At 42.4% G+C, this 20,675-nt stretch carries 12 protein-coding genes; 4 read left to right on the top strand and 8 right to left on the bottom strand.

Annotated elements, in window-relative coordinates; all coding sequences use genetic code 11:
- Positions 1-164 precede the first annotated feature (164 nt).
- The 3 genes from DLD82_RS07345 to DLD82_RS07335 are packed head-to-tail and all read left to right on the top strand — an operon-like array spanning position 165 to position 3,624.
- Positions 165-425: a PRC-barrel domain-containing protein gene (locus tag DLD82_RS07345; protein WP_109940458.1), complete on the top strand. Its 261-nt coding sequence runs from the start codon at positions 165-167 to the stop codon at positions 423-425.
- Positions 426-437: 12 nt separating this feature from the next.
- Positions 438-1,181, top strand: a complete 744-nt coding sequence (locus DLD82_RS07340; RefSeq protein ID WP_109940457.1) for a tRNA(His) guanylyltransferase Thg1 family protein — start codon at positions 438-440, stop codon at positions 1,179-1,181.
- Between the two features lie 40 nt (positions 1,182-1,221).
- Positions 1,222-3,624 carry an NHL repeat-containing protein gene (locus DLD82_RS07335; RefSeq protein WP_109940456.1) on the top strand — a complete coding sequence of 801 codons (2,403 nt, stop codon included), beginning with the start codon at positions 1,222-1,224 and terminating at the stop codon, positions 3,622-3,624.
- Between the two features lie 222 nt (positions 3,625-3,846).
- Here DLD82_RS07335 and ileS read toward each other — a convergent pair whose 3' ends face one another.
- The 8 genes from ileS to DLD82_RS19320 all read right to left on the bottom strand — a co-directional run bounded on the left by ileS (position 3,847) and on the right by DLD82_RS19320 (position 19,521).
- A complete protein-coding gene (gene ileS, locus DLD82_RS07325; protein ID WP_109940454.1) occupies positions 3,847-7,035 on the bottom strand; it encodes an isoleucine--tRNA ligase in 3,189 nt (1,062 codons plus the stop codon).
- A gap of 182 nt (positions 7,036-7,217) precedes the next feature.
- Positions 7,218-9,038 carry a DUF2207 family protein gene (locus tag DLD82_RS07320; protein ID WP_109940453.1) on the bottom strand — a complete coding sequence of 607 codons (1,821 nt, stop codon included), beginning with the start codon at positions 9,036-9,038 and terminating at the stop codon, positions 7,218-7,220.
- 31 nt (positions 9,039-9,069) lie between these two features.
- Complete coding sequence (locus DLD82_RS07315) at positions 9,070-9,252, bottom strand: hypothetical protein (protein ID WP_109940452.1); 183 nt, start codon at positions 9,250-9,252, stop codon at positions 9,070-9,072.
- A gap of 117 nt (positions 9,253-9,369) precedes the next feature.
- On the bottom strand, positions 9,370-11,004 hold the full coding sequence (locus tag DLD82_RS07310; protein WP_109940451.1) for a hypothetical protein: 1,635 nt from the start codon (positions 11,002-11,004) through the stop codon (positions 9,370-9,372).
- The gene (locus tag DLD82_RS07305; protein WP_109940450.1) at positions 11,001-11,951 is read right to left on the bottom strand and encodes a vWA domain-containing protein; all 951 of its coding nucleotides are present in this window, start codon (positions 11,949-11,951) and stop codon (positions 11,001-11,003) included. Before DLD82_RS07305 ends, DLD82_RS07310 begins: the two co-directional genes overlap by 4 nt.
- Positions 11,948-12,835 (bottom strand): DUF58 domain-containing protein, encoded by an 888-nt coding sequence (locus DLD82_RS07300; protein WP_109940449.1) that lies wholly within the window; start codon positions 12,833-12,835, stop codon positions 11,948-11,950. The genes DLD82_RS07305 and DLD82_RS07300 overlap by 4 nt, the downstream gene beginning before the upstream one ends.
- Before the next feature lie 12 nt (positions 12,836-12,847).
- On the bottom strand, positions 12,848-13,834 hold the full coding sequence (locus DLD82_RS07295) for an AAA family ATPase (protein WP_109940448.1): 987 nt from the start codon (positions 13,832-13,834) through the stop codon (positions 12,848-12,850).
- A 341-nt stretch (positions 13,835-14,175) separates the two neighbouring features.
- Positions 14,176-19,521 carry a PKD domain-containing protein gene (locus DLD82_RS19320; protein ID WP_109940447.1) on the bottom strand — a complete coding sequence of 1,782 codons (5,346 nt, stop codon included), beginning with the start codon at positions 19,519-19,521 and terminating at the stop codon, positions 14,176-14,178.
- 351 nt (positions 19,522-19,872) lie between these two features.
- Here DLD82_RS19320 and DLD82_RS07285 point away from each other — a divergent pair, with 351 nt between their 5' ends.
- Positions 19,873-20,670: a hypothetical protein gene (locus DLD82_RS07285; protein WP_146199722.1), complete on the top strand. Its 798-nt coding sequence runs from the start codon at positions 19,873-19,875 to the stop codon at positions 20,668-20,670.
- Positions 20,671-20,675: the final 5 nt, after the last annotated feature.

Genomic DNA, 20,675 nt, shown 5'->3' with positions numbered 1-20,675 from the left:
AATATCCATTTTCATAATATCAGGGAATTCTTCATCAATACCTATAAATACAACTATTCAATAAAAACCCTGTTATTCAACGATCCGGGATAAACCCACAGTTTTAAAATCTATCAATAAATTCGATAACATTTTTATCTATCCGGTAGTAATGTCAATGCAATATGAAGAATCAGATAACAGACCTGATCGGACTGAAAATATATTCGGAAAACGGGATGTTTATCGGAGAAGTAGAAGATGTTGTCCTTGATATTGATTCAAAACGTATTGATGCTCTTGCGGCAGGTAAACTCAACCCTGAGGTTGTAGAAGTAAAAACCCATAAAGGTGTTAAGATTCCATACCGTCTGGTAAAGAGCATATCTGATGTTATTGTAATAAGACACATCCCTCATATGTTTAATAGTGGTGGAGAACTTTAATCCCAGGTTTTTATGAAAGAGAGGGAGATATATGCAGACCTTAAAACTCTCTCTCCTCTTATGGTTCGTCTTGACGGACGAGCATTTCATCAGGTTACCAAAACTCTTTCCTTTTCAGAACCTTTTGATGAGATTTTTTCATCTGCGATGGCTGAAGTTACGAAAAGCCTGCTCAGTGATGCGGGATTTGCCCCAGTACTTGGGTTTACTTTTTCTGACGAGATAAGTCTCTATTTTACTGAAAGTCCCTTTCTTGGGCGAATAGAAAAGATTGATTCGGTTCTTGCCTCATTTGCTTCGAGTAGCCTCACCATAGCGTTAGAACTAAAAGAGCCAGTCTCATTTGATGCACGAATCATTCCGGTCACACCGGATCATGTCCTGCCCTATCTTTCCTGGAGACAACAGGAGGCATGGCGAAACCACATAAACGGCTGGAGCCAGAAGTTGCTGAAGGATGAAGGATATACATCTCAGGAAACAGCCTCCATGCTCCATGCTATGAAAGCTGCTGATATTCATGAATTCTGTTTTCAGCGGGGAGTAAATCTTGCCATGACTCCCGCCTGGCAAAGACGGGGTATTCTGGTGTACCGGACTGTTGCCCAGAAGGATGGATATAATCCGAAAACTGGTAAGCAGGTAACAGCATTAAGAAATATTATTACAATAGACAGGGATATCCCATTGTTTACAAATCCGGAGGGAAAAAACCTCATCAACGGACTGATAAGGAATGTATGTGATATGCAATAACAGAGTTTCATGAAAAACTACCAAAAATACAAAGATATTTATGAAAAAATCCATCTGCAATGGGGCAATCATCGTTGGAATAATTTTTTTAATTCTGTTTTCAATTCAGATACCAGCCAGTGCTTTCATTCCAGACCGGGCAATTTTTGAATATATTCACAATATTTCCACGAATCCAGAAATAAAAAATAATATTTTGGGATTATCATTTCCATGGAATAATGAAAACCAGGCTTACCTAAAGCAAAACCTTTTTCTGGAAAATTCAATAAAAATCCCGAATCAATTTAAAGACATTCGGGATTTACAAAAAAATTCTGATTCAATTCAGATAATCGGGGATAATTACTCTTATTCTCCTCATGATGCAAATAGTAACGAATTATATATCCCCCTGGAACGATGGAGAGATATTCCATTAGACTGGATTTTATCAACCGAACCAGAGGGAACAATTATCGTTTCATCACAGTTGAATAATCCGGTTAATAAAAAAATTACCATACCTCCTGCAACCCATGAGAAAGGTATCCTCTTATTTTCATCAGTAACCATTCCAGATAATAAACCGGGTTTTTCCTTTTTTATAAATGGAAATATTTCAATTATGGATTCTTTAGCATTTTTAGTTAAAGATACTGTACGTCCTGATAATATCAAAATCTATTCTGTTCCTCCTGGAAATTATTCCAATACCGCTTATCTCAATCTCGCCGAATTTTCCGGAAATAAAACCTCTTTGGTTTTGGGAGCCAGTTTTCTTTCCGAAAAAGAACAACCCTGGATTATTACCGGGTTTTCTCAGGGAAATGATTTAGAAATTCCAGAGAAAAGAGAAATTTTACCCATTTCTGACAACCTGACTGACAACCTGTTTCTCCATGTGGAGTTGCCCACTCCAACCGAGACAAAATATCCAAACATTTCTAAAATTCATCCGGTGAATATCTTAAATATCCAGACGAATTTTTCAATAAATATTTACGGAGAACATTTCCTTCCTGGTGCAAAAGTATGGATAGAAGGAACGGATTATGGAGAGATTTATTCCAATAACGCCACAATTGTTTCAGGAAAAAATATTTCAGCAATATTTTCAAACCTTAACCTGCCCTCTGATACTTTTTCAGTAGGGGTAACAAACCCTGATGGAAAAACTGCCAGAATCTATGATGCACTTACAATTCATACTCCGAACAAACCGGAGATTGAAGAAATATCACCAATTACAGGACCAAATACGGAAATTTTTAATATTACAAAACTCAATATCACCCATTTTTCATATGGGGATTCCATTTATTTAACCAGGAAAGGATTTTCCCCGATATATGCAACAAACATTCAGATGCTCACGAATAATACCCTTTCCTGTAAATTCGATCTAACCGGTGAACCGATAGGTTACTGGAACCTGACCGTAAAAAAACCAAATGGAAGAGACGATACCTGTATTGATTGTTTTTCCATAACCGGAGAGAATACCCAGTATTATTCATTTTTTTCCGATATGATACTTACAGGAAGTTCTGAATTGGAAAATCCGGTGATTGAAGCCCTTGCAATTGATTCAGCAGATAATCTAATTCTATCAGACTCATCACGAAATGTTATCCAAAAGATTTCTCCTGATGGAACTCTCATCAGGGAATGGGGAGGATATGGGAATAGTACTGGAAATTTTATTTATCCGGGATCTGTTGCATTATCCAAAACCGGTAATGTGTATGTGATAGACAAAGGAAACAGACGTATCCAGAAATTTAATTCAGACGGAATGTTTCAGACAACATGGGGAACAGAAGGATCAGAGAAGGGACAGTTTAAAAATCCCTGTGGATTAACCGTGGATAATGCTGATAATGTCTATATTTGTGATACCAATAACCACCGAATTCAAAAATTTTCCGGAGATGGACAATTTCTCATGACCTGGGGATCTCAGGGAGGGTTTCCCGGACAGTTCAATTTTCCCACAGGAATAGTATCAGGCATAAACGAAACATTATATGTCATTGATAACGGAAATGACCGGATACAGCAGTTTGACTTGATGGGAAATTATCTTGCCGGATGGGGAGGATCCGGAACGAAAAATGGTGAATTTTTAAATCCGGGATCAATTGCAAAAGACACTCAAAATAATGTATATATCACTGACCTCACCCGCCATCAGGTACAGAAATTTGATGCAAATGGAATTTTTCTATCCAAATGGGGATCATATGGAACAGATGAGGGTGATTTCCGGTGTCCGGATGAAATTGCCATCAACAGTTCAGGATTCGTATATCTAACCGACTGTATAACAAACCGGATTCAGGTATATAACTTGAAAGATGATTCGCGGTTTTTTAATTTGAATTCTCAAAAGAATGATGAATTATTTTCAGATGACTTTTCATTATTTTCAGATAACTTTACATTATTTCCAGAGGGATAAGAGATCTGAAAAATTCTTTTCGTATTATTGTTAGTTGTCTGATATTGTATCCATGACTCATGGCATAATCATTCTTTTGAAAATCCGGACAATCATGATTTTCCCATAAACGGTTCAACAGAACCAACACCTTTTTCATTTTCGGAAAATATTTGATTGGCTTGTAAAAAAGGGATTGTTTTAATAATTTTATCGTTACTTGAAGTCCAGAAAATGGATATCTCATCCGGCCAGAGATATCCCCAGCGTAACATTCACTCCTTCAATATCCCAATCCCGATCAAGCTGGAACAATACTGACCCATCCCTGCCACTTACAGATTCATGAATCTTCAGTATCTTCCCCCGAACCTCCTGTTTTATGAGATCCTGCCATGAAGTAGAAAGAAGCTCCCGCAGATGTTCATCCCCAATGACCGCATCAATCAGGATATTATCCTCGACATTCAGATCAAGTTGTTTTCTCATCTCCTGGAGCCTTCTGATGATCTCACGACTGTAGCCTTCAGCCTCTATATCCTGAGTAAGGGTTATATCAACATATACCGACGCATCAGGCATCTCTGCACCAAAGATCCTTTCCGGAAGATGCTGACTGAACGTCATATGCTCAGCCGTGAGAACAAATTCTTCAGTTCCGTCACTGAGGGTCACCGAACCAGACTCCTCCAGTTGTTTTCTGAGGGCAGAACCATCAGCAGTCTCAATGAGACTCTTTACAACCGGTCCTTTCTTCCCAAACGATGGTCCGATCTTCTTCATGATCGGTTCTGCATTATACCGCATCCGGTCCCAGGATCCCTGGATGACCTCAATATTCCGGGCATTGGCACGATCCTTTGCCAGTTCTTCCATCGAACTGAAGGCTTCGGTGACTGATTCACTTGATGTCACAACAATCACATTCTCCACCGGCCAGCGAAGTTTTCTCTTACCTGCCTGCCGTGCATTTGCGACTGCCTCATCAAAGGACCGGACCACATCCATCCGACGTTCAAGGTTCTCATCAATGAGCCGGATATCTCCTGCAGGCCATGCCAGCATGTGAACCGAGACCGGATCTGCAGAAAGCCGGAGATTTTCATACATTGCCTCGGTGATATGGGGGGCAAATGGGGCAAGAAGTCTGCAGAGAGTGCGAAGACAGTATGCAATGGTTTCATAGGCAAACTTCTTGTCAGGAGAATCTTCCTCAAGCCACATCCGGGGCCGGACAATCTGGACATACCACCTTGAGAGATCTTCAAGGATGAAATTCATCAATTGACGGGTGACCCTATGGAGTTGGTACTCACCCATGTCGGCAGAGATCTGTCTGGTGATTGAATTAATACGAGAGATTATCCACCTATCAATCTCCGGCATCTCTCTATAGGAACGAACGATGTATTCATCATCATATATCCCGTCTGATGATTGAGCAGGTGAAAAACCGTCAAGAATCATGTAGGGAAGCGGGAACCGGTACACGTTCCAGAGGATATTCATCGTCCGGTTCACAGTAGATACGCCGTCCCAGTTAAATTTCAGATCTTCCCATGGTGCATTGGATGATAAAATATAGAGACGGAGAACATCAACCCCGAATTTCTCAATTACTTCTTCAGGGGTGACCACATTTCCAAGACTCTTGCTCATCTTCCGGCCATCAGCATCAAGAGCAAACCCATGCATCAGGACGCTCTTATAGGGTGACCGATTAAATGCAATGGTAGAAGCTCCAAGCTGTGAGTAAAACCATCCTCTGGTCTGATCCTGTCCTTCAGTGATAAAATCAGCAGGCCACATCTCATGAAACAGGGCATCATTCCGGGGAAACCCAAGAGTGGCCCAGGATGCCATTGCCGAGTCAAACCAGACATCAAAGATATCTTCAACCCGTTTCATTGACCCGCCACAGGAACAGGGGACAGATATCTCATCAACATATGGCCGGTGAGGATCAGTGAGATTACTACCTGCTGCTTCGTTCAGTTCTGCAACTGTTCCAAATACCCGGCTGGCACCACATGATGAACATTGCCAGACCGGAATCGGAATACCCCAATATCGCTGCCTTGAAATACACCAGTCCCGTGCATCAGAGACAAAATCATAAAAACGGGCACTTCCTGCCCATTCCGGATACCAGGAAGTAGCTTTTATCTCTGATAGCATCTTTTCTTTCATCTTCGGAACCGAGATGAACCATTGTTCAGTTGCCCGGTAGATAATTGGGGTCTTACACCTCCAGCAGTGACCATACCGATGGGTAATTTTCATCCGTCCAAGAAGATGGGATCCAAGGTCTTCCAAAATTTTATCATTTGCATCACGGACAAAAAGACCCTCATATACCCCACCTTCTTTATTGTAATATCCGGCTCCATCTACCGGACAGAATATATCAAGCCCTTTTTCAACGCCAAGAAGATAATCATCCCATCCATGTCCGGGTGCGATGTGGACCATTCCGGTGTTATCCATTTCAACAAAACCGGCGATTACAACTTTATGATCAATTTCCTTCTGACGTGGAATAAGGTGAGCAAGCGGAGAAGAATATTTGGTTCCGGAAAGATCAGAACCGCTCTTTTCACTAAGAATTGAAAAGTTCTGATATTTTCCTCGTTTTAAGACGGATTCAACAAGGTCTTTGGCAATCCAGAGGATTTCCTTATTTCCATCTTTTACAGCCTCAACCCGGGCATATATAAAATCTTTATCAACAGCAACAGCTACATTAGCCGGAAGGGTCCATGGAGTGGTGGTCCAAATGACGAGATATTCATTCTCAAGACCATGGATTGGGAACTTTACAAATATTGACGGATCTTTTTCATCCCAGTACTCAACTTCAGAATCAGCGATCGCTGTCTCACACCGGGGACACCAGTTTACCACCCGGTGACCACGCTCCAGGAGTCCTTTTTCATGTGCCTGTTTCAGGGTCCACCATGCCGCTTCAATATATTCGGGCATGACAGTCTGATAGGGATCATCAAAGTTCATCCAAATTCCAAGAGACCTGAACTGGTCGGACATGATGTCTTTATGACTTAAGGCAAAACTTTTACATTTCTCAATAAAAGCACCAATGCCGTATGACTCGATATCCTTTTTATTTTCAAACCCGAGTTCATGTTCAACCCTGACTTCAATCGGAAGTCCGTGCATGTCATATCCTGCCCGGTCGATTACATTAAGTCCATGCATCCGATTAAACCGGAGAATACTATCTTTGAGGATTTTATTCCAGGCTGTTCCGAGATGAATATGACCGGTTGTATACGGCGGACCGTCTACAAAAAACCATGTTTTTCCATTCCGGTTCTGATCTTTTACCCTGGCATAGATGTCCTCTTTGTTCCAGAATTTCTGAACAGAGTTTTCAATATCCCTGGGTGTAAAACTGCTGGTAACCTCTTGCACGATATTTCCTCAAAAATTCCTTATAAAATTGGCTGCACCGGCAGATAGGTGTTTCTTATAGTGCCAGATAAAAGGATTTAGAATAATCGAAATAAAACGACGGTTATTCTAAAGCCTGGACGCTAAATGCACTTCATAGATTAAGGCAGACATTCAAAATGTTATGCCATTAACTATTAAAATCACCATCCACCAGCACCTCCCCCACCAAATCCACCGCCACCGCCAAAGCCTCCTCCTCCAAATGAGCCACCTGAACCTGATGAAGGAGGGACGTATGCAAGCATGGGTGAAAATCCGATATGCAATAACGCAGGGGCATACCATCCTCCTGATGGTAGATCAGGAACATGGATATCAAGAGACTTCAGGGCTTTTGATACCTGGTCCCCCACCCCAAGAGCTGTTCCGTACACCATCCAGGTACCCCACATGGAGATGTCCTCCGGCTTATATCGCTGCATCATTACCGAATCAGAGAGGAAATTTCTGAATGATTCCCACTGTAATCTTTCCTTATAGTAATCAGATTTCCATGTTCCAAAGAGTGAAATAGGGAATAAAAAGGCAATGATTACCTGTAGAATACTCAGACAGGAATAATATACCGCCTGACCTAGAATGAGCCTGTCCCCGGGGCCTATCAGAATTAACACGAGTGAAATGAAAAATAACCCGATAGCAATAATGAGGAGGGGAATCAGGTGAGAATGACCGCCCCTGATATATTGCGAAACCATACTGTCTGAAAGGCCTGCCGGAATTTCATTGAATGATTTCTGGTATTCCAAAAGCTGGTTCCTCATTGTGGAATTAGAATTGGCATCTTCAGCCATATCCTTAAAAGTATTTTGAGTTATCTCACCATCTTTTGACAGAACAGAAAGGGTCCTGATTACCTGTTCTTCATATTGGTCTCCGGTTTCAGTTTTTAGTACACGAATCGTAAACCCGTTGTCTGATTGTGGCTCAATTACAATTACCCCTCTCCGGTGAAGGTCAAGAAGTGTTGCATGGAGACCTTCTTCAGTAAACTTCTGGGGGTTACCGGCGAATATTAGGTTTACCAACCAAGGTTTCAGGGAAGGATCAGGAACAAAACTCAGGTGTTCCGGCACTGAAAAGGATTTTTCCCGCCCAAACAAAAACCAAACTAATAATAGTGCAGCAGGAATGAAGAATATAAAACCGAGTGATATCCATGAAAGTATCCGGTAAATTGTATTTATATACGAAACATATCCCGGATTTGCCTTATCCGCCAAATCCTTTACCGTTCCGGAAACTGAAGATATTTTTCCATCAAGGCTTTTGGTAACCGATTCATCAATCAGGACCTCAAATCCGAGGGGAATATCTTCAGCCACACCTCCGGAAAGAATATAAGAATCATCGGTTTTCTGCACTTTGAGGTCAGCCGGATGAGGATAGAGAGCGATTACTCCCTCTGAGGGTATAATTATTCTGACCGATTCATAAGGTATATGGATTGTTGCCAGATCAATATTGAGATGGTCAGAGTCACTGCCCCGTTCAATGGGAGGCACCACATCCCAGGCATAAGAGACCGGATATATTCCACGGGAATAATAAACCGGATTAAATACTCCGGCTTCATTTTTTCCTGCACGACTCTCAATTACCGATAAATACTGGTTTTTTTCTCTCGTGAGAGTTACTTTACCCGATGCATCTTTCAGATATCCTATAGTATCGGGAGGTGGAATCATGGAAAGATACCGAATATAGGAACCGGAGCCCTGACTTGTATAAACAGGAACATTGAAATTTCTATTCAGACTTCTGTACTGATCATCAACATTAACGGAGTAGACATATGATTCGTTAAGTGTTCCATCCCATGAAAAAGTGGCATCATACGAACTCACCATGAGATCTGATACAAAAATTCCCTGGAAAAGAGAGAATATTGAAAAACCAAAGACAGCTATTCCTCCGGTAATGAGGAGAAGAAAAATAAGATCCTTATTTTCACTCTGCATATGATTCTCCCACTATGATAATCCGGAACTATTATAAATATCGGACATAGTAACAGGCATCAGCATTCAGATGTTCACCAGGTGAGAGGTTTTTTAAAAAAGAACTAGCATGTTCTTCGCAAACAACCTGTTTACAGCAACCAAGTATTTCGATACCAATTGCAGGTTTGCCACAGAACTGACAGATGTTTTCATTGCCATAAGGAATTTCCATAATTTCCCGGATAGTACTTTACTTCAGAATTTTTAACTTCGCTCATCATTCAAATACTGATGAAAAAAATTTCGTATGCTGATAAATTTTTCTGATTTCTTTGAAAAAAGAAATGAATTATAAATTGAGTGAATTCTTAGGACCATCAGAGATAAAAGCTTTAATATCTGATAACATCGCGAAAAAATCATCATCAACCGGAGCTCCCCTGATATATTCAACTGTGGAACAGGCATTAAGAATCTGATAAATCCGGTCTTTTTCCGGGATAGAGAGATTACATTTCCCAGATACAATCTCTTCACTCGTGAATGATTCACCAACTCCAAATCTGCCGGAGATATAAACTCTCACAGCCTGACCTAACAAAGCATATCCTTCTTTTTTATCACCGGAGACATACGATTTCTCAGCATGCCCGATAAGTTCCCAAACAACCTCTTTAAAATCTCTTACCGGAATCACGATCTCCTGATTACTCATGACTTCATCCTTTCGGGTAGAGAAATACCACCAGGTGATACCTGCACATAAGACTATCAGTATAATTATGAGAAGAATCCCCAATAACCAAAATACCGGAAATTCCTTTTCTTCTTCAAGAATTACCTCTTCAACCGTACCATTTACGATTCTGGCTGAAAGAGTTGTATTTCTACCGTCCAGAGCTGAATAATTCTGCTTCACCGTTGTATTATTGGGAGTCCGGGTAACAGTACCGGATGTCGGAGTCATAGAATTGTTATGTAAATCATTTTTCATGTCATTCCATGTGGAGTTCGAAGCAAGCTCCTGAGGGACTGGAATTTCTCCCGATTTCTCTGCTTTCAAAGAAGAGATCTTACTATCTTCTGCTTTTCCGGTCAGGGATACTTTCTCACTATCATAATTTTCAAAATCAATAGAAACCTCTCCGCTATCCGGACCTGTTGAAACAATTCTTCCGTTTGTCTGGTTATATCCGGCATCCCGAAGCTCAGATGCCTGTTGTTGAAGGAGGGGATCCTGTTCCAGTGATTCAGATAATTTTTCTTTTTCTTCTTTTGACTGCTGGCTTTCAGCCATCATCTGCTGTTTGAGAGCTTCGCCTGAAGAAGACATCTGATTATTCTGTAGGGCTTGCTGTGGATTTTGTGAGGATTGCTGAGAAGACGAACTCATCTTGGAAGAAGAACTACTCATTGACATGAAATTTTGCATGAGTTGTTGCTGTTCCTGCCTCATCTGTTCCATCTGTTCATCCATAGCAGCAAATGGATCCGATTGAGAGGATGAAGAAGGTGTTTTGGTTGCTTCGGAAGTGGTTGACCGGACAGTATTTTTCTCCTGTTTTATATCCTTCATATCAGATACAAAATGGACTGAAATTGTCGGTAATATTGCTGCATAATCCTGGGTATTCCGAGAATAGAGAAGAATCAATGAGAGATCGAAATCAGTTGTCGTTTCTGAAGAAAGAGACAATCCATGATTTGATCTACCCGGTGCAATCGGAAATGATTGTGACTGTGTACTGATTTTTGAAAGCGAAAACCCTCCGCCATCCTGGTGCTCAGTCAGACTGTACTGTAATTGTCCGGGAATAGTATTCTGAAAAGAACTTTCAATGATGAAAGGAACCTTTGCATCAGTTCCGGCTAGAAAGTAATAATCAGTCTGTTCTGATGACATGGAGATATCGTCTGCCAGTGCATTAAATCCGGACAGAAGAATAAATCCGGTCAGAATTAACCATACTATTTTCATCTTCATTGAATAATCCGCCTCCGTCCATATCGCAGGAGGACTTCTCCCACCATGAATACCATTGACAGGGTAAAGAACCAGGTTGCAATACTGGTCTCTTCCTTTTCACGATTAATTTCTTTATTGAGATTTTTGTAAATTTCTGATAAAGTCCGGTCATCCACAGACTTATAGTACTTTCCCTGAGTGCTATCGGCAATTGATTGCAGAAGTTCTTCATCGAGCATTGCATACTGAGGATTTCCAAACCAGTCATACCCGAGAACGACAGGACTTTCTGAACCCATTCCAATGGTAAAGACCTGAATACCCTTTTCCCGGGCGAATTGTGCAGCCTCTTCTGGTGCAATAACACCAGCATTATTCACTCCGTCAGAGAGGAGAATTACAACTTTTTTCTTATTCGGAATAGATTCTGCCATATCAATTCCAAGTCCAAGACCGTCTCCAATGGCAGTTGCTCCTTCCTTTGGTTCGATTGCCCGTAATTTTTTAATGACCCGGTCTTTATCCGGAGAAAGATAGGCTGCACTTGTTGCACCGGTCTCAAAGGTTATAACCCCTGCATAATCTTTGATATCAAGGGATTTAAGCAGAATTTCAGCTGAACGTTTTGCAGACTCCAGTCTTGTCGGCTGGTAATCATTCGCCTGCATACTCCCGGAGACATCAATTACCAGAACGACGTTCACACCCTCTTTAGCCTGCTCAAGAGGGATATGCGGATCAGCAAGACCGATAATAATACAACCGACCGAGGCTAGGATGAGAAGAAGAAGAGTTCTAGGTCTTGATGACTGGGAACTGCCATGAAGAGCACTTTTTAAAAATCCGATATTTGAAAATACAATTGCTTCCTGTTTTTTTCTTTTTGTTTCATGAATATAATAGTAATAGAGTGCCGGTAGAATGACCAATGCAATCAGCCACTCCGGGTGATAAAAACCGGTCATAATTCACCTCCAGGTCTGGCCATCATGAGATGCTTTAATAAAGGCACGAAATCTTCTCCGGATCGAATATTTACAAAGGGAATTTTGTATTTTTTCATCATCAGGGACACTTCATTATGGTGATTTGCTGAAGCTTCCATGTAGAGATCCCTGATAGCAGGATCAGATGTGTCAACAAGAATCTGTTCTCCGGTTTCGGCATCCTCCAGTTCTATCAAACCAACATCAGGAAGTTCTCCTTCGCGGGGATCGGATACCCGGATAGAAAGGAGGTCATGATGGCGTTTTACCATAGATAATTCACGGGAACAATCCGGAGTAAAAAAGTCAGATAACAGAACAACAGTTGACATCCGTCTGACCTGCTGGAGTATCAGATGAAGAGCAGGACGAAGATCTGAACCCCTGGACTCTGATTTATGAGTAATAACCGACTGTAGAAGATGGATTACATGGTTTCTTCCACTTCGTGCAGGGATGAATTTTTCTATCCGGTCAGATACCAGGATCAGACCAACCCGGTCATGATAATTTACCGCTGAAAATGCAAGAGTTGCCAGTACTGAAAGAAGGGTGCTGAATTTTGATACTTTTGAGCCAAATGATCCGGATCCTGATACATCTGCAATGAGGTACAGAATATGGTCACGTTCCTCAACAAATTCCTTGACATAAGGAATGTTATATCGTGCCGTTATCTTCCAGTCTATTGCCCTGATATCATCTCCGGCAATGTACTCCCTGATATCAGAAAATTCAACACCCTGCCCTTTAAAAAGGGAGATATGAACTCCTGCCTGCTGACCGGATACTCTGGCACGGGTCAGGATATCAATGGTCCTTATCTTCTGAATCAACTCAGAATACGTATCATTATCCGGCATGGCTCCACCAGCTCAGGGGACCGGTACGGTTTTGATTATCTGATCGATGATTGTATCAACAGTAATTTCTTCTGCTTCCGCCAGGTACGAGAGAAGTATCCGGTGCCGGAGGACATCCGGGGCTACTGCACGTACATCATCCGGGAGAACAAATCCCCGTCCCCGAAGGAGGGCATGGGCTTTTGCTCCAAGCATCAGGTAAATAGAGGCACGAGGTGAGGCACCGTAACGAATGTATGATGCAAGTGGTATCTGATAATCGGTAGGATTTCGCGTACCATCAACAAGAGCAGTGATGTATTTTTTTATTTCAAGATCAGCATAAATGATCGGAACTACTGCCTGAATTTTTTTTATATCCGATGCCGTGATTACCGATTTTGGATGATAATGAATTCCTTCTGTAAAACGGTCAAGAATGAGAAGTTCTTCTGTTTTTGAGGGATATCCCATGAGTACCTTGAACATGAACCGGTCCATCTGGGCTTCAGGAAGCGGATAGGTTCCCTCGTGTTCAATCGGGTTTTCCGTAGCAAGAACAAAGAAAGGATCAGGTAATTCATAGGTTTCTCCCTGAATAGTGACCTGTCTCTCCTGCATTGCTTCAAGAAGAGCTGACTGCACTTTCGGAGGAGCACGGTTTATTTCATCCGCCAGGAGAAACTGCGTGAATACAGGACCTTTTACTGTTTTAAAGGTACAGTCCTGCTGATTATATATTTTTGTTCCGGTAATATCAGCCGGAAGAAGATCCGGAGTAAATTGTATCCGGCAGAATCCGGAGTCGATACACTGTGCAAGGGTCTTGATCATCAGGGTTTTTGCAATTCCCGGAACCCCTTCCAGAAGAACATGCCCATCAGCAATTATTGCCATAATAAGCCGTTCAAGAATGGGTTTTTGTCCGGCAATGACCTGTCCTATCTCATGTTCCAGAGGTATGAGCAGATCTGCACATTCCTTTGCCCGGGTAGTTAGTGATTGAATTTCTTCGTTCATGGAAATATAGCTCCTGAATAATTATCCAGACTCAAAATCTCTGTTTGTCAGGAGAATAACGTTGCAAAGTAAAGTTCGCTTTCCATTTAGATAAATATGTAGTACATTATAATAAAATAGGAAAAGAGAGTATAGCGGATATTCATTACAGAATTTTTTTTGTGATCGCAGAATCCTTTTGATTTGTTAATGTGAATAAAAAAATTCAGGATTATTCGATTTAGTAATTTTTTACGATTATATTTTCCATTAGTATCCTGTTTCACATCATCTAAAAACAAGAGTGAAAAAAAGTTTGCGACTATAAATCGGTCAAAAAAAGATTATTAGATTTTCTGGAATTACTGAACAGATGCTGCAACTATCGGGGTATCATCAACAGGTTCAGCAGGACCATCTGATGGACTCTTTTTATCTGCTGGAATCACTCCACTGTTTCGAAGTTCAATCTGCAAATCTGCTCCAGGCTTAAATGGAATCGACTGAACCCAGGTTCCTGTTTGTGGATCCTTCACTTCAGCAACATACTGGTTTCCACAGGCAGCATCATACAGAAGGAACGTTATCAGACTTCCTGTTTCAATCTCTCCCTGTACAGTGAGTTTTCTTCCGTCACCAAATTTACCATCATTACCGACAGATACAGGGTTTCCATCAATGCCAATTCTTACATTTTTACCTTCAGCGGTAACCATGGATCCGGGTGTGATTGGTTTTCCATCAATCATTACCGTCCCGGTAAAGGTCATTGGGACAACCGGAATTGGAGGTGTACCTCCTTCAATCCGGATATCAAGTCTGGTAAGACCTCCTTCAATGTATGGGTATGAATTTGCCCATTCTCCACCTGCATCAACGTCCCTGACTTCAGCCATGACTGGTTCTCCGGAACCTACAGGAATTACCCAGAAGGTAAGATCCTGTCCGGCTTTCAGGTCTCCCTGTGCTACAAGTTTATTCAGCTCATTAAATCCGTAAACTCCAGGTGAAGTAACAGCAAGCGGGTTACCCCGGTGACCTTCAACCACATTCTCACCCTTGACCATTATCATGGTCCCTACCGGCATTGCCATTCCATTGGAAGTTACTTCTCCATAGAATTCATGCGGAAGGACCGGCATTGGTGGAATTGGTGCTTCACCATACCGAAGGTCGAGACGGGTCTTGGCACCTGCTCTGAAAGCGAATGACTTCTGCCATTCATTTCCGCCATAGACATCAAAGCAATCAGCCTGGACAAAGTCCTTCATACCCGGACCCTTGACCCAGAAGGTAATCAGTTCACCATTCTTGATTTTGCCTTTTACCACCAGTGGATCTGGTGTACCATAACAACCTTCTATCGAAGTAGTGACCGGGTTTCCAAAGATTCCGGTGTCAATGCCACTTCCCCGTGCTTCTACAATGGTTCCGATAAAGCCTGGACTTCCGTCAATGGTAATATCACCAAAGAACTCGGCTGGTTCAAGTGGTGCCTCGGTTGCCTTAATCAGGTTATCCTTACAGATTGCTGCTGAACCAAACTCGTTCGATGCTTCAAGACAGACGGTGTAAGATCCCGGAGTTGTGTACCGGTGAACCGGGTTCTGTTCTGATGAAGAGGTTCCATCACCAAAGTCCCATCTCCATGCTGTCGGATTATCAGTACTCAGATCAGTAAACTGAACATCCAGTGGAACATAGCCGGTCGTCGGAGAGGCAACAAAGTCTGGTACCGGTGGCTTTCCTGCTGGAAGAACGGTGATATAATTATACCTGATTTCACTGGATCTGTCTTCTCCACGGGTAACCGTCAGGAATACAGTGTAGGTCCCTGCTTTCTGGTATACATGCACAGGGTTTCTTTCAGATGACGTTCCTTCATCACCAAAGTTCCACATCCATGTTTCCGGATTTCCTGCAGAAAGATCAGTAAACTGGACAGTTAATGGTTCTTTTCCGGATGTCGGTTCACCCATGAATGACGCTTTTAATGGTACCGGCTTTTCAAAGACCCGTATATACTTCTCACGGATCTCAGTAGACATACCAAAGGCATTGACTGCCGTCAGAGTAACCGTGTATTCACCAGGTGAATTGTAGGTATGCTCAGGGTGCTGCTGTGTTGAAGTGCCACCATCACCAAACTCCCACTGCCAGGAAGTCGGACTTCCTGTTGAAAGATCAGTAAAGCTGACTGATAGTGGTGCAGTACCTGATGTTGGATTTCCACGGAACTGTGCATCCGGTGGATAACCTGCCGGAGTAACCGTGATGTATTCATTTGCAATCTTGGTATCTGCTCCACCTTCATTGCTGACAGTCAGTTCAACGGTGTAGATACCTTCTGCGGTATACGTATGAACCGGATTTCTCTCTTCAGAGGTTGTGTTGTCACCAAATTTCCAGTACCATTGTTTTGGGTTATTCTTTGAAAGATCCAAAAATGTTACCGTCAGTGGTACTTTTCCTTCCCGGGGTGCTCCGTTAAAGTCAGCAATTGGTGGGAGGATGGGCGCTGTTACGACAATATAATTCTGTTCAACAAGGGTATCTGAACCTGCAGAATTTGTCACCGTAAGAGAAACCGTGTAACTACCGGCTGATTCATATACATGAACCGGATTCTTCTCGGATGAATTCTTGTTATCTCCAAAGTTCCATTCCCAACTGGTCGGGTTATTCTCTGATAGGTCAGTAAAGGTAACCATAAGTGGTACTGTGCCACTTCTTGGCTCACCAACAAACTTTGCGACCGGTGTAATTACTGATGGCTGTGCATGGATGAATTCTGGTTTTGTTATCTCATCTGATCCTGCACTGTTGCTACAGTTCAGGGTGACCGGATAAGTTCCAGGTACCGTGTATGTATGAACCGGGTTTTGTTCAACTGATGTTACATTATCACCAAACTTCCAGGACCATGCTGTTGGATTATTCTGTGATGCATCAGTAAACGTAACGGTCAGCGGAACCATACCGGAAGTCGGGTTTCCATTAAAGTCTGCTACCGGTGGAATAACCGATGGTTGTGCATGAATAAACTCTGGTTTCTCCTTGGATGAAGTTCCTGCCCGGTTACTGACTGTCAGGTTAACCGTGTAGACACCTACTTCAGTGTATGTATGAACAGGATTCTGTTCGGCTGACGTGCCACCGTCTCCAAATATCCATGACCAGGTTTCCGGTTCATTGGTTGAAAGATCAGTAAACGTAACGGTCAGCGGTACCATACCGGAAGTCGGATTTCCATTAAAGTCTGCTACCGGCGGTTTGATTGGCTCGTAAACGGTAATATAGTCCTTTTTGGTAACAGACTGACTGGACACGATATTCTTTGCAGTCAGAGTAACTGAATATACGCCGGGGTTCTGATAGACATAGAGCGGGTTCTTTTCAGTAGAGGTTCCACCATCACCAAATTCCCAGGACCAGGATGTCGGGATACCCAGTGATTTATCAGTGAACTGAACGGTAAGCGGTGCATCGCCTTCAGTCGGAACTCCGATGAAATCAGGCAATGGAATAATGTCATGCTCTGAAAGGGACACAATGAATGCATCACGGTCACCGTCACCATAGTTCTGTTGATATGGCCAGACCTTCGGGAAGTTCTTTGACTGAGTGTAACCTGTCAGATAAGCTTCTCCTTCTGACATCACATCAATGGCACGACCTTCATCAATGTTCCCACCACCAAGGTATGTTACATAGCCGATCTCCGAGATGTCAGCAGAAAACTTTGCAATCATCACATCAGAACTGCCACCCGGCTTGCTCTGGTAGGCCATGGTAACCGGCAGGTCGGTGGAATCGGTCGTCCCGACAACGTAGATATTACCCTGTCCATCACGGGCAGCACCACTTATTGAATCAATAAGTGAACCACCAAAGAATGATGACTGGGTAAGTGCTGAACCATCGGCATTCAAAGTAGTGATAAAACCATCCTGAAGTCCCTTAAGTTCACCCTGAATTGGATTTACCGTTGGAAGGTCCTTTGATTTTGTTGTACCTACAACAGTCAGGCTTCCGTCAGGGAGGGAAATAACATCACGGGCATCATCTGTTCCTGATCCACCAAAGTAGGTGGAATACATTGCCGGATATTTCCCTTCCGGATCAAACTTTGTAATAAAGGCATCAAAACCACCACGAAGTTTATCCTGGTATGGCTTGATAGTCAGGAAATTCGGGGATTCAGTCTGTCCCACAATACAGGCATATCCATTCGTATCAACTGAAACTGCTGAACCTGCATCATATGCAGATCCTCCAATAAAGTTGGAATAAACGATTGAATTTCCTGTTGAGGTGAACTTGGTGATGAATGCATCAGGAAGACCGCCATATGGTGAAAGCTGGTACCGGTTCACTACCGGGAAGTTCCACGAAGCAGTCTGTCCGGTGACAAAAACATTATGGTCTTTATCAATATCGACATCAAAACCAAAGTCATCGTGTACTCCACCGAAATATGTTGAGAAGACAAGGTCATTTCCGGTAGGATCCAGTTTTGCAACAAAGGCATCATATGACCCTGCATTTTCGCTCCGGTAAGCATTTTTTACCGGGAAATTTGGCGAGTTTGTTCCACCGGTGATGTAGGCATTTCCTTCATCATCAATGACAAGACCGGTCCCTTCATCAGTTCCTGTTCCACCGATGTAGGTAATATATACAAGTTCAGTTCCATCCGGATTGACTTTTACAACAAATGCATCCTTTTCTCCGCCACCAAAGTATGGCTGAATACTTCCGGGTGCAGGACCTCCGGCTCCTTCAGTTGAAATGTTACCAGTACTGAGAGCTTCAACTGCAGGAGGATTATGATTTGAGATCGGGTCCTTGTCGTATTTTTCAAAATACTTCAGATGATCTGACCAGGAAGTTCCAATGAAGTACGCATACCCATTCTCATCTACCTTTATAGAATTGCCCTGGTCCCGGCCGTCACCTCCAAAATAGAGAGAGTACCGAAGAACCGGATCAATTACCAACGGAAGAGAGGGATCAAATTCACCTAAATCAAAGGTAACCGTCGTATTCTCACCAAGCACATAAGAACAGGCAACATCAGTTCTGTTCCCGTCAATCTCCTGGTACGCAACCGGTGCTTCATCAATTATCTGCCTTGACGGCGTCTCAATAACCAGATCTCCGGTTGTTTCATTCAGACTGATTCCAGTATGTCCCTGGTAAACCAGCATGATCTGTGACGGATCTGCTCCGGCATCGAGGAAAAACTCACTCTTCAGAAGTCCTTCCGTTCCTGACACCGTATAGTCAATTCCTTCATAGACATCCTCATACATGACACCGGACGTAAGCTGTGCTCCGGTCACCCATGCAGAAGGATCAGTTCCATGATAGAAGTTGGCTGTTCCGTTAAGCGGATTCAGACCTATGATCTTCTTTTCCGGGTTAGACCCGTTTAAAAGCATGAACACAGAACTGTTTCCCGGGTTCTGATTAAATTCCATTCCATTCTCAAAGACCGTAATTACCTGGTCTGTGGAACGGGTCTGGTACGATACATCATCTTCAAACTGCCCATTGTTCTGAATAAAAACAAGGGGCATTGAAGCCAGATTTGCTTGCAGAGCCTTCGTATCCTCGTCCGCAATCTCATCTGCAAATACAAGAGTACCTGAGAATAAGAATATGGCCAGAATGAGGCACCACACAGTCTTCGCATTCCCCATCATACAAATTACCCGCGGTCGAAATTATCTATACGGATCTATAAATCACAAACGATTAAAAACATATCGAAAGATCTGGTCATTCGGAGAAAAATTCAGTTTGGCTATTTGAGAACCACGCTGGATGTAGGATGATATTTTATTTATGAACAAAATTCGGATTTTAAAACTTTCAGGAGAAATTCTACCTTTTTTTCAAAATCACCGCGAAATTTACCCCATAATAATTGTACTCGGATTTATTCAACCTTATTTTTCAAAATTTTCATTCAAAATATTAGCGCAAAAATGTTACAGCGGCGCAGATCTAACCAATGCATCTATCAATCAGCACCACCAAACAAAACGGCATACGTGACAAATAATAATCTCAACATCCATCAATCCCAATCATCAGACATGCTCCCGGTTTATGTGCCCGTCTTTGCATTTGAATTGGATACGATTGACTTTATTTATGATTCAGGAGCGACTTCCTCCTTTATCACCCCTTCCGGTCTGAAATTTACTCATTTCTGGATGGTCGGAGCCCTTACTTCCTGTAGTTCATCAAAAAAAGGGACGATAATCAGAATTGCCGATCCTACCGGAGTTATCACTCTGCATATGAAGTATCAGTCAAACGGAATGAATGTAGATCCTTCAGATTTAGATCCTCCTCTTTTTCTTTCAATTACCGGATATGGAGAAAAAAATCCTGATCAAAACGAAAAATTGATCAGGTGGACAATTGAGACCTCGCGAATCGTAACCAGGCAGGAACGTGATTTGTGGATTCTCTCTGCAGCAGACACACTTACTAAACGGCTTCAGGAGACAAATACTGCAATCCAGACAGGAAACGGGACCAAATCAATACAATCAGCCCTTTCCCATTATCACGTCCGGCAGGAATATCTGAAAAAAATCGCCGAACTTACGAAAAAGGCCCTTGAAGTGATCAAAGAGCCTGGGCCCGCGGTAGAACCAGCCGAACTGATTTTATCAATCATTAAGGAATATTCCGGACCAAAAGGGATCAATACTGATGATATTTACCGGTACACCAGGAAGGCCGGACTTTCTGATGAACAGGTCAAAGAAACAATCCATTCACTGGTTGCCGAGGATGAAGTATATCAGCCCTCACCAGGATATATTAAACTTCTCTGAATTTG

The organism is Methanospirillum stamsii (assembly GCF_003173335.1).
GTDB classification, from domain to species: Archaea; Halobacteriota; Methanomicrobia; order Methanomicrobiales; family Methanospirillaceae; genus Methanospirillum; species Methanospirillum stamsii.
The sequence above is the reverse complement of the archived record's forward strand: the minus strand, read 5'-3'. Positions and strand labels throughout refer to the sequence as shown.

Bases quoted from the DNA above. Each gene is read 5' to 3' on its own strand.
- DLD82_RS07305 (WP_109940450.1), bottom strand. From the start codon at position 11,951: ATGACCGGTTTTTATCACCCGGAGTGGCTGATTGCATTGGTCATTCTA.
- DLD82_RS07320 (WP_109940453.1), bottom strand. From the start codon at position 9,038: ATGCAGAGTGAAAATAAGGATCTTATTTTTCTTCTCCTCATTACCGGA.
- DLD82_RS07345 (WP_109940458.1), top strand. From the start codon at position 165: ATGAAGAATCAGATAACAGACCTGATCGGACTGAAAATATATTCGGAA.
- DLD82_RS07295 (WP_109940448.1), bottom strand. From the start codon at position 13,834: ATGAACGAAGAAATTCAATCACTAACTACCCGGGCAAAGGAATGTGCA.
- DLD82_RS07300 (WP_109940449.1), bottom strand. From the start codon at position 12,835: ATGCCGGATAATGATACGTATTCTGAGTTGATTCAGAAGATAAGGACC.
- DLD82_RS19320 (WP_109940447.1), bottom strand. From the start codon at position 19,521: ATGATGGGGAATGCGAAGACTGTGTGGTGCCTCATTCTGGCCATATTC.
- DLD82_RS07310 (WP_109940451.1), bottom strand. From the start codon at position 11,004: ATGAAGATGAAAATAGTATGGTTAATTCTGACCGGATTTATTCTTCTG.
- DLD82_RS07340 (WP_109940457.1), top strand. From the start codon at position 438: ATGAAAGAGAGGGAGATATATGCAGACCTTAAAACTCTCTCTCCTCTT.
- DLD82_RS07335 (WP_109940456.1), top strand. From the start codon at position 1,222: ATGAAAAAATCCATCTGCAATGGGGCAATCATCGTTGGAATAATTTTT.
- DLD82_RS07315 (WP_109940452.1), bottom strand. From the start codon at position 9,252: ATGGAAATTCCTTATGGCAATGAAAACATCTGTCAGTTCTGTGGCAAA.